A 16,224-nucleotide genomic window follows, 5' to 3' on the forward strand; every position below is an offset into this window, starting at 1 on the left:
TCCGTTCGGGTGACGCGCGGGGACCCCTGGTCAACGCGGTGTGACAACGGCCAGGACCTGCCGCTCGACCAGCAGCATGATGCCGCACAGCTCGCGCGGGGTGGCCCCGAAGTGGACCCGGTCGGCGCGCATCGCGGCGGCGAAGGCCGCCACCGGGGCCGGTGTGCGGCGCGCGGCGTGCAGGCGGTCACGGGCGGTGGCGAGGTCGCCCCGGTCCGCCGCCGCCCGCGCCGCCGAGCCCGTCGCGTGTCGCCTGGCCGCCGCGGGCAGGTCGTGCGCGGCCAGCCAACCGTCGATCTCGGCGACGACGTCGAGGTCCGGGTCGGCCTCGGCGTGGTCGGCCACCGCGGACCACGCCAGCGCGGTGCCGAACCGGGCGCCCGCGGCGTCGAACGCGGTCAACGCGTCTTTGGCGGCGGCCAGCGCGCCCACCGCGTCACCCCGCTCGCCCCGGATCTTGGCCTGCCAGAGCGCGAGGTCACCGCGCGCGGCGAATCGAGCGCGGTCGATCCGGTCGTCGGTGATCCGCTCCAGCGCCACGCGCCGGTCAACGGCGTCGAGCAGGGCGTCGGCGACGGCGATGGCCTCGTCGGTGCGCACCAGCCACGGCGGCTGCGCCCGTTCGTCGGCGAGCGAGCGCAGCGCCAGGGCGCCGACGGCGTCGGGCAGGGAGAGGTCGGGCGCGGCCACGACGACCTTCTCGGTGACCCACGTGTCGATCACCGCGCCCCTCTTGGACTCGGTCAGGGTGGACAGCAGGGCCGCGTCGGTCAACTGCCGGAAGACCCGGCCGCGCCCGATCGACAGCCAGCCGATGACCAGCGCGGGCAGTCCCCCGATCACGGCGGGCACCAGCAGGTCGCGGTCCGGGTGCAACAGCGCGATGGCGCCGGTGAGCACCAGCCCGGCGGCGACGGCGAGCCTGGCGAGGTGCCCGAGGGCGAGGACGACGAAGAGCAGCGGACCGCGGACCATGTTGTTGCCGATGAGCACCGCCAGCACGACGAACACCGAGAAGACGACGGCGACGAGCCGGTACCACTCCCAGCCCAGCGGTTCCAGGGTGCGCCCCCACCAGGCGACGGCCTCGGCGCCGATCGGGCTCGCGGCGAGCACGGTGGCGACGAGGGCGTTGTTCAGCTCGGCCGCGCGCAGGATCCGGCGGCGCGGGCGCAGCAGCGCCACCCGGATCCGGTCCACGGCGACCAGGTACAGCGCGATCACCGCGGCACCGAGCAAGCGCACCGCGGCGTCGGCGAGATCACCGCCGGGCAGCGGGACGCCGAGGACGAGGGCGAACGGGACGACGGGCGCGATCTTGGCCGCCAGCGACCACCGCAGGTCCGACCTGGCGCTGTCGCGCTCCGCCGCCTCGAACGGCAACTGCTTGCCGTTGGCGGCGCGCAGGAAGTGGTGCAGGGCGAACCCGACGAGCAGCGGCACGACGGTCATCGCCATCAACTCGGGGTCGGGGAGCCGGACGAGGGTCAGCGCGGCGGCACCGGCCAGGAACCCGAACCCGAACAGGCCGAGCGCGACCGCGACGGCGGCGACCCACCACGCGGGGTCGTCGAACGCACCGGCGGTGACCGCGAACGCGACAGCGAGCGCCAGGTCGACCCACGGAAGCGGGAGCACCCAGTCGGCGCGTTCGAGCCGCTTGACCGCGGCGAGCACCCCTGCGAGGACAGCGAGCACGATCGACAGCAGTGTCGGATCCGGCATCGGACCGCCCCTCGTCCACCACCACACCGCGGCGCCGCGAGCGCCTGCACCGGCCGGGACGGCACGGTTGATCATGACGGTAGCGCGCTGCCCGCCGCGCCAGGTGCGGTTCGGCGCGATCACCCTGCCGCTACCCTTCCGGACGTGGTAGCCGGTGACACTGTGGGGGACGCGACGCGCACGCGCGCGGAGGACGAGCCGGGGCGGGCGGACTCCGGTCCGCTCGACGAGCGCGAACGCAGGCAACTCGACGTGGTGCGCCGGTTCGGCACGGTCGGGTCGCTGCTGCTGACCATCGGCTCGCTCGGCGCGGGCGCCGCCCCGGTGTTCAACCCGGTGTTCCGGCTCCCGGTGCTCGGCCTGTTCAGCCGGATGACCACGGTGTCGCTGGCCTTCGCGTTCACCGGCGTCTTCATGATCGTGCTGGCCTGGCTGGCGCTGGGCAGGCTGTCGCGGCCGGGCCGGGCGCGCGCGGTGTCGGTGCCGCAGATGGCCCGCACGCTGGTCATGTGGATCGCGCCGCTGGTGTTCACCGTGCCCAGCTTCAGCCGCGACGTCTACAGCTACCTGGCGCAGAGCGAGATCGTGGCGATGGGGCAGGACCCATACACGGTTGGCCCGGCGCAGGCGCTGGGCATCAACCACCCGCTCACCCAGGGCGTGCCGACGATGTGGCGGGAGACGCCGTCGCCGTACGGGCCGCTGTTCCTCACCCTGGGCAAGGCGGTCAACTGGCTCACCGGCGACCACGTGGTGCTCGGGGTGGCCGCGCACCGGGCGCTGGCGCTGCTGGGTCTGGCGATGGTCATCTGGGCGCTGCCCCGGCTGGCCCGCCGGTTCGGGGTGAGCCCGGTCAGCGCGCTGTGGCTGGGCGCGGCGAACCCGCTGGTGCTCTTCCACCTGGTGGTCGGCGTGCACAACGAGGCGCTGGCGATCGGGCTGATGCTGGTCGGGTTCGAGTTGGCGCTGCGCCGGATGCCGCGGGTCACCCCGGACGGGCCGTTCCCGCCGTGGCAGCGCGGGGAACTGCTCTGGTACGCCGTCGGCGCCGCGGTGATCACCCTGGGCGCGGCGGTGAAGATCCCGGCCGCGCTGGCACTGGGCTTCCTCGGCGTGATGATCGCCCGCCGGATGGGCGGCTCGTGGAAGAACCTGTTCGCGGTGGCGGGCGGGCTCGGCGTGGTGTTCGCCGTGGTGCTGACCGCGACCTCGTTGGGCAGCGGGCTCGGCTACGGCTGGGTCGCGACGCTGAACACCGCGGCCACCATCAAGAGCTGGATGGCGCCGATGACCGCGCTGGGCTTCGGCGCCGGGTGGCTGGGCATCGTGCTCGGCCTCGGCAACCACATCGACGCCGCGATCACCGCCAGCCGCACCGTCGGCGCGGTGATCGGCCCGCTGATCGCGGCGAAGCTGCTGCTCGACAGCTTCCGCTGGAAGCTGCGCCCGCTGACCGGCCTGGGGGTCGGGCTCGGCGCGGTCCTGGTCTTCGGCGCGACGGTGCAGCCGTGGTACCTGCTGTGGGCGGCGGTGCCGCTGGCCGCGGGCGCGGGCAACACCCGGTTCCGCACCGCGGCGATGGTGGTCAGCGCGGGTCTCGCGGTCGCGCTCGGCCCGACCGGGGCGACCTTCGACGGACGGGTGTTCGTGCTGCCCTACGCCTACATCGGCGCCATCGCGGTGACCCTGCTGGCGGTGACCGCGGTCCGCAAGCACATCCCGCGTGCCGAGTGGACGCCCGCCGGGGCCGTGACGGCGCCCACGTCCTAGGCTTGACCACTGTGAACACGCCCGCCGTCGAGGTGTCCGACCTGGTCAAGTCGTACGGGTCGACCACGGCCGTCGACGGCGTCGGCTTCCGGATGGCGCACGGCTCGGTGCTGGCGCTGCTCGGCCCCAACGGCGCGGGCAAGACGACCACCGTGGAGATCTGCGAGGGCTTCCTGCGGCCGGACTCCGGCGCGGTGCGGGTGCTCGGGCTCGACCCGGCCGCCGACGGATCCCGGCTGCGGCCGCGCATCGGTGTGATGCCGCAGGGCGGCGGCGCCTACCCGGGGGTGCGCGCAGGCGAGATGCTGCGGTTGGTGGCGGCGTGCGCGGCGAACCCGCTCGACCCGGCGTGGCTGATCGACGTCCTCGGGCTCTCCGGCTGCGCGCGCACCCCGTACAAGCGGCTCTCCGGCGGGCAGCAGCAGCGGCTGTCGCTGGCCTGCGCCCTGGTCGGCCGCCCCGAACTGCTGTTCCTCGACGAGCCGACCGCGGGCATGGACCCGCAGGCGCGGCGGCTGGTGTGGGAACTGGTGGCGGCGCTGCGCGTGGACGGCGCGAGCGTGCTGCTGACCACGCACCTGATGGAGGAGGCCGAGGCGCTCGCCGACCACGTCGTGATCATCGACGGTGGCCGGGTGGTCGCCGAGGGCAGCCCCGCGCAGCTCACCGAGGAACACCCGGCCGCCCAGGCGCTGCGGTTCCGGGCCCGCTCCGGCATGGACACCGGGCTGCTGGTGGCCGCGCTGCCCGAGGGCTGCCTGGTGTCGGAACCCTCCCCCGGCGGCTACCTGGTGACCGGCACGGTCGACCCGCAGGTCGTCTCGACGGTGACCGCGTGGTGCGCGCAGCAGGGGGTGCTCGCCGAGGAGTTGCGGGTGGGCAGGCGCAGCCTCGAGGACGTGTTCCTGGACCTGACCGGGCGGGAACTGCGCTCGTGACCGCCACCCGCCCACCCGTGCCCACCCAGATGCCGTCGACCGGACGAGAGCCGCGCCTGTGACCGACCTGCCCTCGACCGGGCGGTTCGCCCCCGGCACCTTCACCCCGGCCCCCGGCGCGGGCGCCCCGCTGCGGATGCTGTTCACGCACGCCCGCACCGAGGCGGTGCTGACCATGCGCAACGGCGAGCAGGTGCTGCTGACCCTGCTCATCCCGCTCGCGCTGCTGGTGGGCCTGGCCAACGTCACGGTGATCGACCTGCCGGAGCCTCGCGTTGACTCCCTGGTGCCGCGGGTGTTCGCGCTCGCGGTGATGTCGACGGCGTTCACCGGGCAGGCCATCGCCCTCGGCTTCGACCGCCGCTACGGGGTGGTCAAACGCCTCGCGGCCACGGCCCTGCCGCGCTGGCTGCTGGTCGCGGGCCGGGTCCTGGGCTGTCTGGCGGTGGTGGCGCTGCAGTTGGTCGTACTCGGGATCGCGGCGGCACTGCTCGGCTGGTCGCCGTCGGCCATCGGTCTGGTGTGGACAGTGGTGCTCGGCGTGCTGGGCACGTTGTCCTTCGGCGCCATCGGGGTGTTGCTGGGCGGCGCGCTGAAGGCGGAGGTCGTCCTGGCCCTCGCCAACGTGATCTGGCTGGTGCTCTTGCTGGCAGGCGGCGTGGTCCTGACCGCAGACACCCTCCCCGCGGGCATGGCCGACGTGGTCCGCCTACTCCCCTCCGCCGCCCTGACCGAGGGCCTCACCGACGCCCTCGTCCACGGCACAACCCCCGCCCTGTCCACAGTGGTCCCCCTACTCGCCTGGGGCGGCGTCGCAGGTCTACTGGCCACCAAGACCACGAGGCTTACCTAAGCCCCGACAGTTGGCTTTCGAGAACTGCGCCACCCAGGCATGCCCACCGGGAGACCACCTGCCAAGCCGGGAACGACGCCGACACCCGCCCTCCCAACCCAAGTCCCACCTCGGGAGACCACCTGCCAAGCCGGGAACGATGCCGGGCGGGGATGTGGGGGCGGGTGGCGGGAGAGAATGGATACAGAGGCTGCCGCCGGGCGGGTCGTGGGGGAGTAACCGGACCGACGGCAGCCGGGAAGGCGGGTGGGGGAATCCGCGCTTCCGCGACGGAGTGTAGTTCCCCGTGATCACCGCGTGGGGTCCTTTCGCGAGCATGACCACACTTTCGCCGATCAGCACGTGGTGAGAGCCAGGGCACGCTAGGCAGGCCCGCACCGCGACTCCCAGTGACCCGGGCCTACCATCGGCGGGTGCCGCTGGAGACGCTGAAGGCCCGGATCGACGCCCTGCCCGCCCCGAGCACGCGCGTCCAGCGCGCGGTCGCGGTCGCGGTGGTGGTGACGCAGGCGTTGATCGCGGTGACCGGGTCGGTGGTCCGGGTGACGGGTTCGGGTCTGGGGTGTTCCACGTGGCCGCAGTGCCAGCCCGGCAGCCTGGTGCCGGTGTCGCACCCGGAGTTCGCGGCGCTCAACCAGTGGATCGAGTTCGGCAACCGGCTGCTGACCGGTGTGGTGGGGATCGTCGCGTTCGCCGCGTTCGCGTTGGCGTACCTGGCCAGGCCGCGGCGCGGGCGCTACGTGCGACTGGCGCTGGCGATGCCGGTGGGTGTCGTGGTGCAGGCGGTCCTGGGTGGGCTCACGGTCCGCTTCGACCTGTTGTGGTGGACCGTCGCGGTGCACCTGATGGTCTCCGCGGTGATGGTCTGGCTGTCGGTGCTGCTCGTCGACGCGGTCGACCCGGCGGAGCGCGAGCCCGTGCGGGTGCCGTCCGCGCTGCCGGGGCTGCTGACCGGTTCGGTGGTCGTCCTGGTGGGCCTCTTGATCGCCGGGACGATGGTCACCGGCGCGGGCCCCCACGCAGGCGACCCGGAGACCCCCCGCCTGGACCTCCCGGTGGAGACCCTCGCCCACGTCCACGCCGCGTTCCTGTTCGTGTACCTGGGAATGCTGCTGGCCGCCGGGCTGCTGCTGCGCACCGGCGCCGCCAGTCAGACCCTGTGGCGCCGCTACTGGACCCTGGTCGCCGTGGTCCTCGCCCAGGGCGCTCTCGGCTTCATCCAGTTCTGGACCGGGGTCCCCGAGCTGCTCGTCTCCCTGCACGTCCTCGGCGCCACCGCCGTCGTGGCCGCCACCTCGGCCCTCTGGTGCGCCACCCGAACCCCCGCCCCGGCCACCACCCCCGCCGAACCCGTCGCCGCGTAACCGCAGGCTGGATCACCCGATCATCGGGCGAATCTCGTGCCCTGACGGGTGATTCGAGCCAGCCCCGAGATCGACTACCCGCGGGTGCGGGAGGCCATCTTGGCGCGGTGGGCCGGGCCAATGCGGGTGGCCGCCACGGTGTCGCGGTCCCAATCGGACCGCTCCAGGCCGTCCACCCGGTCCACCAGGGCCGCGCCCGCCTCGACGCCGGGTACCAGCACGTCACCCATGGCGCCGTCCTTGCCGATGAGCACCACCCGGGCACCGGTCCGGCCGATACCCTCGACGACACCCCGGGACGGCGTACCGTGCGCCGCGACGAAGGCGGTGGCGGAGCGAAGTGCCGCGTCCGGGACCCGCGTTCCCGTGTTCTCCTCAGCTGAGTTCGCCATGACCTCGAGCCTAGGTCGTCGGCGGCCACCACACCCGGTCACCGTGAGCTGACGCACTCGGTGGGTCCGGGTGGTAGGGGTACCCCAGAACGCGCGGCCCCGGTCGACCACAAACGGGGACGGCGGGATCACCCACACAAGGAGAATGACTGTGCCCAAGGCGATAGTGGTTTCGGAGTACGGCGGACCCGAGGTGCTCGTGGCGGCGGAGGTGGACATCGCCGGGCCGGGTGCGGGCGAGTTGCTCGTCCGGGTCGCCGCCGCCGGGGTGAACTACATCGACACCTACCAGCGCAGCGGCGCCTACCCCGTGCCGCTGCCGTTCACCCCCGGCCTGGAAGGGGCGGGAACGGTCGAGGCGGTCGGCGACGGCGTCACCGATTTCGCCGTCGGGGACCGGGTGGGGTGGACGCACTCCATCGGCAGCTACGCCGAGCAGGTCGTGATACCGGTGACGTGGGCGGTCCGGGTCCCGGACGAGGTGGACGACGAGACCGCCGCGGCGATACTCCTGCAGGGCCTGACCGCGCACTACCTGGCGGCATCGACCTACCCGGTCCAGGAGGGCGACACGGTGCTGGTGCACGCCGCGGCGGGCGGGGTCGGGCTCCTGCTCGTGCAGCTGGCGAAGGCGCGCGGCGCCAGGGTGATCGGCACGGTGTCCACACCGGACAAGGAGCGGCTGGCCAGGGACGCCGGGGCCGACGAGGTCATCCGCTACGACGAGCAGGACTTCGTGGCCAGGACCAAGGAGCTGACCGGCGACGAGGGCGTCGCGGCGGTGTACGACGGGGTCGGGGCCGCCACCTTCGACGGCAGCCTCCAGGTGCTGCGCCGCCGCGGCGTGCTGGCGCTGTTCGGGGCGGCCAGCGGCCCGGTGCCGCCGGTGGACCCGCAGCGGCTCAACGCGGCGGGCTCGGTGTTCCTCGCCAGGCCGACGCTGTCCGACCACCTCGCCACCCCCGAGGAGACCCGGTGGCGGGTGGACGAGCTGTTCGGCGCCGTCATCGGCGGCGACCTCCGGGTCAGCGTGACAGGGCGCTACCCGCTGGTCGACGCGCGCAGGACCCACGAGGACCTGGAGGGCAGGCGGACCACCGGGAAGCTGCTGCTGATCCCGTGACGCCGGAAAGGTAAGGGAGTCACCGAGCGGAGGCATTTCCGGTGAAGTCGGGGCGAGTACCGCCCGCGTCAGTGGACCGAGCGAAATGGTTCACCCGCGGGCGGTCTCAGAATTCCCATCCGCCATTCCGCCACTCGCAGCAAGGGCGCGCTCGATGGCCGAAAAACGCATGGTGATCTGCATTACACAGGCCCCGGAAATCGGCCGTGAATGGACCCTGGGCCGCAGCGATCATCCGAGTCGGCGTACCCGCGAAAAGAGCAACGGCTTAGCCGGTGCGGAAGCGCGGGACGCGACCGGTCTTCACCTCCGGGCAGTCCACCGGGGTCCCGGGTGGCCAGGGACCCGCGCTACCCCCGAGGGTCCTGCCGCGCCGGAGTGGTCCGGTCCACCCCGAGCACGGTGACCAGCTCCACCAGTTGCCGCCGGAACGCCTCGTAGTCGCGCACCGCGCCCAGCACCTCGGGTTCCTCCCGCTCGGCGCGCAACGCCTCGGCGTGCACCTCGCGGCCCTCGTCGGTCAGCGAGACGACCATCCTGCGCCGGTCGACCGGGTCGGTGCCGCGCTCGACGAACCCCGCGCGGTGCAGCCGCTCCACCGTCCGGCTCATGGTCTGGTCGGTCACCTTGGCGCCGTGCGCGAGCGCCCGCTGGGTGCGCGGCCCCTCGCGCAGCAGGTGCAGCGCGATCAGCCCGGCGTGGGTGAGCCCCCTGGTGGCCAGGAACTCCTGCCAGGAGTGCTCGACCAGCCGCGCGGCGACCGAGAGCAGCCGTCCGGTCGGCCACGAGGCCACCGGGTCCCCTGCGCCCACCCGCACCTCCGGAGTTGCGTTGTTCAGCGTGCTGAATAATCATGTTCCACGGCCCCACCCGACCGAGCAGCACAGGGACGCGATGACAGACAACCGTACCCGCGCCCGCGCCGCGCGCTGGATCCTGCCCGCTCTGCTGATCGTCGCCTGGCTCGTGGTCGGCGGCATCGGCGGACCGCTGCAGGGCCAGTTGAGCACGGTGCAGACCAACGACAACGCCGCGTTCCTGCCCGAGTCGGCCGAGTCGACCAGGGTCGGCGAGCTGCAGAAGGGCTTCGCCGAGGTCACCGCCCTGCCCGCGGTGCTGGTGTTCGAGCGCCCCGGCGGCCTCACCGGCGCCGACCAGCAGGCGATCACCGCCGCACTGGCCGAGGTGGCCGAGGTGCCCGGCGTCGGCCCGGTGACCCCGCTCAAGCTGTCCACACAGGACGACGAGGCGGCCCAGGCGGTCGCGCTGCTGCCCACCGGCGGCGCGAAGCCCCGCGCGGTCGTCGCCGACATCCGGGAGCGGCTCGACGGCCTGCCGGACGGCCTGGCCGCGCACGTGACCGGCCCGGGCGGCCTGATCGCCGACTTCACCGCCGCGTTCGGCGGCATCGACGGCCTGCTGCTGGGTGTCACCGCGGCGGTGGTCGCGTTGATCCTGGTGGTCGTCTACCGCAGTCCTGTGCTGCCGCTGGTGGTGCTGCTGACCGCGGGGCTCGCGCTCTGCCTGGCCGTCGCGGTGGTCTACGCGCTGGCCAAGGCGGGTGTGCTGCTGCTCAACGGGCAGAGCCAGGGCATCCTGTTCATCCTCGTCTTCGGCGCCGCGACCGACTACGCGCTGCTGCTGATCGCGCGGCTGCGCGAGGAGTTGCGCAAGCACGAGAGCAAGGGCGCGGCGATGCGGGCCGCGCTGCGGGCGGCGGCCGGACCGATCGCGGCGTCGGCGGGCACGGTCATCGCCGGGTTGCTCTGCCTGCTGATCTCCGACCTGCGGTCCAACTCCAGCCTCGGCCCGGTCGCCGCGATCGGGATCGCCGCCTCGCTGGCCGCCGCGCTGACGTTCCTGCCCGCGGTGCTGGTGCTGCTCGGCCGGGCCGCGTTCTGGCCCGCCCGCCCCCGCTACGAGTCGGTCGACTCGGTCGAGGAGACGAAGTCGCGCCGGGGCGTGTGGCCGAGGGTGGCCGGGCTGGTCGGGCGGCGGCCGCGCGCGGTGTGGCTGCTGAGCACGCTCGTGCTCGCCATCGGCGTCGGGTTCCTGCCGCAGCTGCGGGCGGACGGGGTGGCGCAGAGCGAGCTGTTCCTCACCGAGGTCGACTCGGTCACCGGCCAGCAGGTGCTGACCCGGCACTTCCCCGGCGGCACCGGCTCCCCCGCGATCCTGGTGACCGCGGCGTCCTCGGCGCAGGAGGTCGTGCGGCTGGCCAAGGAGACCGAGGGCGTCGCCGACGCGGCCGTGCGCGGGGCGAAGATCGTCGACGGGAAGGTCGAGATCAACGCGGTCCTCAAGGACGCCGCCGACAGTCCGAACGCGCTCGACACCGTGCAACGGCTACGGGAACGCACAAAGGATGTCGGCGGCACCCTGGTCGGCGGCGCGACCGCGGGCCAGCTCGACGTGCGGACCAGCTCGCTGCACGACCGGAAGATCATCATCCCGGTGGTGCTCGCGGTGATCTTCCTGATCCTGGCACTGCTGCTGCGCGCGCTGCTGGCGCCGCTGCTGCTGATCGCGACCGTGGTGCTCTCGTTCGCCGCGACGCTCGGGGTGAGCGCGCTGGTGTTCAACCACGTGCTCGGCTTCCCCGGCGCCGACCCGAGCGTGCCGCTGTTCGCCTTCGTCTTCCTGGTGGCGCTGGGCATCGACTACAACATCTTCCTGATGACCAGGGTCCGCGAGGAGGCGCTCGCGCACGGCACCCGCGACGGCGTGCTGCGCGGGCTGACCGTCACCGGCGGTGTGATCACCTCGGCCGGGGTGGTGCTGGCGGCCACCTTCGCCGCGCTGGCGGTGCTGCCGATCCTGTTCCTGGCCCAGATCGCGTTCCTGGTCGCCTTCGGCGTGCTGCTCGACACCCTGCTGGTGCGCTCGCTGCTGGTGCCCGCGCTGACCGTCGACATTGGACGCAGGGTGTGGTGGCCGGGCAAGGTCGGGTGAAAGGCGAAGGGCGCGCCCGGTGCGGGCGCGCCCTTCGGCGATCGGAGGGGTGAGCGGTTGGATGGGTGATCAGGTGACCTTGACGGCGTCGATGACGAACACCAGCGTCTCGTTGGGCGCGATGCCGTTGCCGCCCTGGCCGTAGCCCTTCTCCGGCGGCACCACGAGCAGCCTGCGGCCGCCCTGCCTCATCCCGATCAGGCCCTCGTTCCAGCCGTCGATGACCTGGGCCTGGCCCACGTTCTCCAGCGGGTAGGGCTCGCCGCGGTCCCAGGACGAGTCCTTCTCCTGCCGGTTGGACCAGGTGACCAGCAGGTAGTGGGTGTCCATGGTGACCCCGGCCTTGACCACCGGCCCGGTGCCCTCGACGAGGTCCTTGCTCTGCAGCCCCTTGGGCGCGGCGCACGCGGGCGGGATGGTGATCTTGGGCTTGGCGCCCGCGGCACCCTCGACCAGGATGTCGTCGACCGAGCACTCCTGGCCACCGGACTGGGCGGCGGTGGACGGTGCGACCGTGGTCGGTGCCGCGCTGCTCGCGGTGGGCTTCGCCTTGACGCTCACCGTGGGGTCCCCGGGCGCCTGGGAGGACGCCTGCTCGGAGTTGGCGCAGGCGGTGAGGCTGATCCCCACGGCCACCGCGATCATGAACTTGCCGACGTTGCGCATGGCTGGTGAGCTTAGGTCCCCGGATCGCGGCGGGCGCGGGGTGCCCCGGCCGAGCGGACCGCGGACCGGCGGTGATCCACCGCCCTCACCCGATGTTCGCAACCAATTCCCCGGCCGGGCGGCGTAAAGTGACTCACAGCCCCCGTTCGTACACCCATCGCTGCCGTGCGGGTGCGCCAAGGAGGTGACCTACCTTGTCCGCGGACGGCACGGTCCGCCGCACCCACCCGATCCAGGAGATGTTCTGGACCCGCACCGGCCTGCTGCTGTTCGTGCTGCTCGTCGTGTCGGGGCTGTCGATGTGGGTGTCCGATGAGCTCGCCCCCGGGCTCGGCCGCAACCTGCTGACCGCGCTGGGCACCGGGACCCTGGTGTCGGCGGTGGTGGGCTTCGGCCAGACGCTGATCACCGCGAGCGCCGCGCAGCGCGCCATGCTCACCCCGGTGATCGAGGAGAGCCGCAAGGCCCTGCGCGAGCTGTCCGCGGAGTACCGCTCGCTCAACCAGGAGTTCTTCCCCACCCACGTGTTCGAGGCGAGTACCGAGCCGGACCGCGCGTTCAACGCGCTCATCATGTCCGACCTGCGGCAGACCAGGCAGCTGTGGTTCCGCGGCTTCTCCGGCCGCTACGCCGCCGCGCGGATGCTGCTCTCGCCTGCCCAGTGGGAGGTGCGGGCGGTGCTGGCCGACCCGCGCGAGCGCGGCGCGATCAGCGGCAGGGCCCGGCACCAGGCCAGGCACCAGGGCGCCAGCGCGGACTTCGAGAAGATCCAGCTGACCCTGCACGAGGAGATCCGGATCGGCCTGGTCGGGCTGTACCTGGCGCGGGCGCGCTGCGCGGGCATCGACGTCACCGTCATCGCCGACCCGCCGCTGGACCGGGTGGAGCTGTTCGACGACTGCGTGTGGATCACCCTCTACAGCGCCGTCGCGGGCGCGCCGTCGCTGTACCCGCGCACGCTGCGCTTCTCCGAGGGCTCGTTCATCTACGACATGCAGCGCGCGGAGTTCGCCAGGGTGCACGCCGCCCGCGAGGCGCACCGGTTCGTGCTCACCCCCGACACCAGCCGCGCGGAGTTCTGCGCGCACTTCGCGACGATCACCGGCTCCTCCCTGTCCGAGGCCGAGTTCCTCGACCTGGAGGCGAAGTTCCACCAGTTCCGCCACGAGTTCTCCACCAAAGCCGAGCTTGAGAGCTGATGCCCGTGTCCTCCCCGGTGCCCGCGCTGTCCCAGCTGGCACAGCGCATGCGCGAGATCGAACCCACCCGAGCCGACCCACCCCAGCGCTGGTCCGAGGTCTACCGGGGCGTGTCGTCCTGGGTGGACGGTGCGGTCCTGCGCGCGGTGCTGCGCCGCCACCTCGCCGAGCTCGACCCCCGGCACGCCGAGGCGCTGGCGGCGCGCTCCCGGGAGACCACGACGCACTTCGCCTGGTGCCTGCGCGACCACGCCGACGAACCGTTCACCTTCTGGCTGCACGAGTACAAACCCCGGCACGAGTGGCGGCCGGGGTACGCGGACTCGGTGCACAACCACCGCTACCACTTCTGCACCGTGATCCTGCGCGGCGGCTACCGGCACGAGCGCTACACGACCACCACCGACGCCGACACCGGCCTGATCACCGGGGTCCGGTTGACCGCGCGCACCGAGTGCGCGGCCGGGGACTCCGGTTTCCTGGTGGCGCAGGACTTCCACCGCATCCCGTGCGCGCAGGACGGCACCATGACGTTCCTGGTCAAGTCGCGCCCAGTGCGGCGGTGGAGCCTGTCCTGGGACCCGACCACCGGGACCGGCCACCGGCACGTCCCGGTGGAGGCCCGGCTCGGGGAGCTGACCGGCCTGCTGTGACGGAGCCGACCGTCCCCACCGGCGACGGCCTATAGCATCGCCCCACCCGTTTGTCCAACGGAAGGGGAAGGTCGGCATGTCCGCATCCAGCACCACCTCGGTGTCCGACACCATCGCGCGACCCACGATCACCGCCGTCGAGCGCCAGGTCCGCGCCCTGTGCGAGCGCCACGCGGCCCGACTGCAGTTCCACGGCTGGCACCACGTGAGCTTCGTGCGCGACAAGGCCGCCGAGTTCGCCGCGGTCAACGGCTCGGACGTCGCCGTGGTGGAGACCGCCGCCCTGGTGCACGACGTCAACTACCTCGTCCGCCGCAACTCCACCGCGGCGGCGGGCAGCGGCCTCCGCCTGTCGATCCTCGCCGCCGCGGGCGTGGACCCCGACGTCGCCCACTGGATCGACGCCATCGTCGACGAAGCCGAGATGCGCACCCGCCACCGCGACATCACCCTCGAATCCCAAGCCCTCAGCGACGCCGACACCCTGTTCAAGGCCCTACCGGTAACCCCAGTGGTCCTCGCCCACCGCTACCTGGCCGAAAACGGCGTAAGCCTGCGCGAACTGGCCAACAAAATCGTCGGCGAACAACAAAACCCCCACGACGAGGGCTTCTACTTCTACTCCCCCGCCGCAGCGGCCGCGTACTCCCGCTGGGCCACCGCCAACCTCACCCTCTGGCAGTGCATCCAAGAATCCCTCAACGACCCCACCGTCGAACGCCTCCTCACCGCCGTGGCCTGAGCCCTCTCAACAGGAGACCCCCTGACCGGCCGCGAGGGAGCTGCCCGTGGTCACAGCACGGCGACAACACCAACACGCCCCTCGCAGACGTTGGCCGACCACGCGCTCCTCGGAGTCACCGGTCCCAACTGGTCGAGACTGTGCGACGTTGGCCCCAGCCCGGCCCTCACGATCGTTGGTCCCAACCCGGCCCTCACAGACGTTGGCCCAAACGCGCCCCTCACATGCGTTGGCCCAACGTGCCCCTCTCAGGCGTTGGCCGAACACCGCTCCTCGGATCCGCTGGTGCCAAGCCAGCTCGATGGGGCGGACTTGTTTTGCGTGGGGGGACAGCAGCCGTAGCGTCGTTCACGCGGCAGGGCCTGCTTTTCGGCCCCTGCTTTGCGGTTCTGCCACGGTTGTTGTAGGGGCCCCGCGCAAAACAAGTTCGCCGCATCGAGCTTGCTCGAAACTCGCGCCCCGGCCAATGCCGCAGGCGAGGCGTCAATCGTCGACGCCGCAGGCGAGCAAGAGAGCCGGACACCCCTCAGCTCAAGATCAAACCCGCCACAGCAGCCCCCGATATACAGCTTACCGCCGCACACCGACAACCCGGGCAGAGCGAGCCATCACCCTGTGGACAACTCCACCCGCCAGCCGGTCAGAACGGCCACCCGGTGACCGGCAACGACAACGCCGAGTCCACCGCCAACGCCACGAACACCGCCGTCAAGTACGTATTCGACAGGTGGAACAACTTCATCGGATTGGTCGGCTTGTCCCGCCGCACCGCGCTGTACAACCGATGCGCGAACACCAGGAACCAAGCCCCCGCCGCCACCGTGAACACCGTGTACACCCACCCGGTGGCAGGCACCAGCAACAGCGTCCAAGCCACCATCACCCACGAGTAGACAACGATCTGCTTCGCGACGTGCTGCGGGGTCGCGACCACCGGCAGCATCGGCACGCCCGCCTTGGCGTAGTCGTCGCGGAACTTCATCGCCAGGGCCCAGAAGTGCGGCGGGGTCCAGAAGAAGATGACGCCGAACATGACCAGGGCCTGCCAGCCGACGTCGCCGGTGACCGCGGACCAGCCGATGACCACCGGCATGCAGCCCGCGGCGCCGCCCCAGACGATGTTCTGCGACGTCCGTCGCTTGAGGAGCATCGTGTAGACGAGGACGTAGAACAGGATCGCGCCGACGGCCATCGCGGCGGCGAGCAGGTTGGTGGTGGCGTAGAGCCAGCCGAAGGACAGGACGCCGAGGACAAGGCCGAACACCAGCGCGTTGCGGGTCGGCACCGCGTGCCTGGCCAGCGGGCGGGCGGACGTGCGCTTCATCACCGCGTCGATGTCGGCGTCGACCACGCAGTTGAGCGCGTTGGCGCTGCCCGCGGCCATCGTGCCGCCGATGAGGGTGTTGAGCACCAGCCACGGCGACGGGATCCCGCGCGCGGCGAGCAGCATCGCCGGGACCGTGGTGACCAGCAGCAGCTCGATGATGCGCGGCTTGGTGAGCGCGACGTAGGCGCGCAGCACGGTTCGGATGTCGGAGCGACCCGGGGTTGCCTTCGTGTCGACGGGCACGGGGGTCACCGACGACATCTCGCTCCTCGTTGGTCCTCAGGGATCCGCTCGCGACCTGGTGTAACCCCGGTCACCGCGATCGATTCCACACCGCGGGGAGGGCCGCGGCACCGAGGGAAATGTTAACCGCGCGGTATCCGGGTACCCGTATCGGGTGGCCGGGTGTCGCCAGGGGACGGTCGGAGATCACACCGCGACCGCCTGGCGACTAGGCTGGCCACCGGACCAGGGATGACACGCGGATCCGCCGAGTCGCCGGTTACCGGGATCGATCCAG

At 72.2% G+C, this 16,224-nt stretch carries 14 protein-coding genes; 9 read left to right on the forward strand and 5 right to left on the reverse strand.

The window, feature by feature from the left end; genetic code table 11:
• Nucleotides 1–30: 30 nt before the first annotated feature.
• A complete protein-coding gene (locus CLV68_RS34030) occupies nucleotides 31–1,725 on the reverse strand; it encodes a hypothetical protein (RefSeq protein WP_170224437.1) in 1,695 nt (564 codons plus the stop codon).
• A 144-nt stretch (nucleotides 1,726–1,869) separates the two neighbouring features.
• Here CLV68_RS34030 and mptB point away from each other — a divergent pair, with 144 nt between their 5' ends.
• From mptB to CLV68_RS18600, 4 genes are all read left to right on the forward strand, one after another.
• Nucleotides 1,870–3,495, forward strand: a complete 1,626-nt coding sequence (gene mptB, locus CLV68_RS18585; protein ID WP_246009957.1) for a polyprenol phosphomannose-dependent alpha 1,6 mannosyltransferase MptB — start codon at nucleotides 1,870–1,872, stop codon at nucleotides 3,493–3,495.
• Between the two features lie 11 nt (nucleotides 3,496–3,506).
• Complete coding sequence (locus tag CLV68_RS18590) at nucleotides 3,507–4,433, forward strand: ABC transporter ATP-binding protein (protein ID WP_121392391.1); 927 nt, start codon at nucleotides 3,507–3,509, stop codon at nucleotides 4,431–4,433.
• 58 nt (nucleotides 4,434–4,491) lie between these two features.
• Nucleotides 4,492–5,286 carry an ABC transporter permease gene (locus tag CLV68_RS18595; protein ID WP_211346623.1) on the forward strand — a complete coding sequence of 265 codons (795 nt, stop codon included), beginning with the start codon at nucleotides 4,492–4,494 and terminating at the stop codon, nucleotides 5,284–5,286.
• A 413-nt stretch (nucleotides 5,287–5,699) separates the two neighbouring features.
• Nucleotides 5,700–6,650, forward strand: coding sequence for a COX15/CtaA family protein (locus tag CLV68_RS18600; RefSeq protein WP_121392087.1), 951 nt, complete (start codon nucleotides 5,700–5,702; stop codon nucleotides 6,648–6,650).
• A 74-nt stretch (nucleotides 6,651–6,724) separates the two neighbouring features.
• Here CLV68_RS18600 and CLV68_RS18605 read toward each other — a convergent pair whose 3' ends face one another.
• On the reverse strand, nucleotides 6,725–7,042 hold the full coding sequence (locus tag CLV68_RS18605) for a hypothetical protein (RefSeq protein WP_121392088.1): 318 nt from the start codon (nucleotides 7,040–7,042) through the stop codon (nucleotides 6,725–6,727).
• A 145-nt stretch (nucleotides 7,043–7,187) separates the two neighbouring features.
• Between CLV68_RS18605 and CLV68_RS18610 the strand changes: the two genes are divergently transcribed.
• Entirely contained in the window at nucleotides 7,188–8,165 is a 978-nt protein-coding gene (locus CLV68_RS18610; RefSeq protein WP_121392089.1) for a quinone oxidoreductase family protein, read from the forward strand.
• A gap of 350 nt (nucleotides 8,166–8,515) precedes the next feature.
• Here the strand turns inward: CLV68_RS18610 and CLV68_RS18615 are convergent, their stop codons facing one another.
• Nucleotides 8,516–8,977 (reverse strand): MarR family winged helix-turn-helix transcriptional regulator, encoded by a 462-nt coding sequence (locus CLV68_RS18615; protein ID WP_246009958.1) that lies wholly within the window; start codon nucleotides 8,975–8,977, stop codon nucleotides 8,516–8,518.
• 82 nt (nucleotides 8,978–9,059) lie between these two features.
• Between CLV68_RS18615 and CLV68_RS18620 the strand changes: the two genes are divergently transcribed.
• Nucleotides 9,060–11,117: an MMPL family transporter gene (locus tag CLV68_RS18620; RefSeq protein WP_121392090.1), complete on the forward strand. Its 2,058-nt coding sequence runs from the start codon at nucleotides 9,060–9,062 to the stop codon at nucleotides 11,115–11,117.
• Nucleotides 11,118–11,186: 69 nt separating this feature from the next.
• Here CLV68_RS18620 and CLV68_RS18625 read toward each other — a convergent pair whose 3' ends face one another.
• Complete coding sequence (locus CLV68_RS18625) at nucleotides 11,187–11,783, reverse strand: FKBP-type peptidyl-prolyl cis-trans isomerase (protein WP_121392091.1); 597 nt, start codon at nucleotides 11,781–11,783, stop codon at nucleotides 11,187–11,189.
• Nucleotides 11,784–12,022: 239 nt separating this feature from the next.
• On the opposite strand from CLV68_RS18625, the gene CLV68_RS18630 reads away from it, so the two are divergent.
• The 3 genes from CLV68_RS18630 to CLV68_RS18640 all read left to right on the forward strand — a co-directional run bounded on the left by CLV68_RS18630 (nucleotide 12,023) and on the right by CLV68_RS18640 (nucleotide 14,377).
• Entirely contained in the window at nucleotides 12,023–12,982 is a 960-nt protein-coding gene (locus tag CLV68_RS18630) for a hypothetical protein (RefSeq protein ID WP_121392395.1), read from the forward strand.
• Nucleotides 12,982–13,635, forward strand: coding sequence for a hypothetical protein (locus CLV68_RS18635; protein WP_121392092.1), 654 nt, complete (start codon nucleotides 12,982–12,984; stop codon nucleotides 13,633–13,635). Before CLV68_RS18630 ends, CLV68_RS18635 begins: the two co-directional genes overlap by 1 nt.
• Before the next feature lie 76 nt (nucleotides 13,636–13,711).
• Nucleotides 13,712–14,377, forward strand: coding sequence for an HD domain-containing protein (locus CLV68_RS18640; protein WP_121392093.1), 666 nt, complete (start codon nucleotides 13,712–13,714; stop codon nucleotides 14,375–14,377).
• Nucleotides 14,378–15,017: 640 nt separating this feature from the next.
• Here CLV68_RS18640 and CLV68_RS18645 read toward each other — a convergent pair.
• Nucleotides 15,018–15,965 carry a heme o synthase gene (locus CLV68_RS18645; RefSeq protein WP_121392094.1) on the reverse strand — a complete coding sequence of 316 codons (948 nt, stop codon included), beginning with the start codon at nucleotides 15,963–15,965 and terminating at the stop codon, nucleotides 15,018–15,020.
• Nucleotides 15,966–16,224 lie beyond the last annotated feature (259 nt).

Origin of the sequence: Actinokineospora cianjurensis (assembly GCF_003663795.1) — a bacterium.
Lineage (GTDB): Bacteria > Actinomycetota > Actinomycetes > Mycobacteriales > Pseudonocardiaceae > Actinokineospora > Actinokineospora terrae.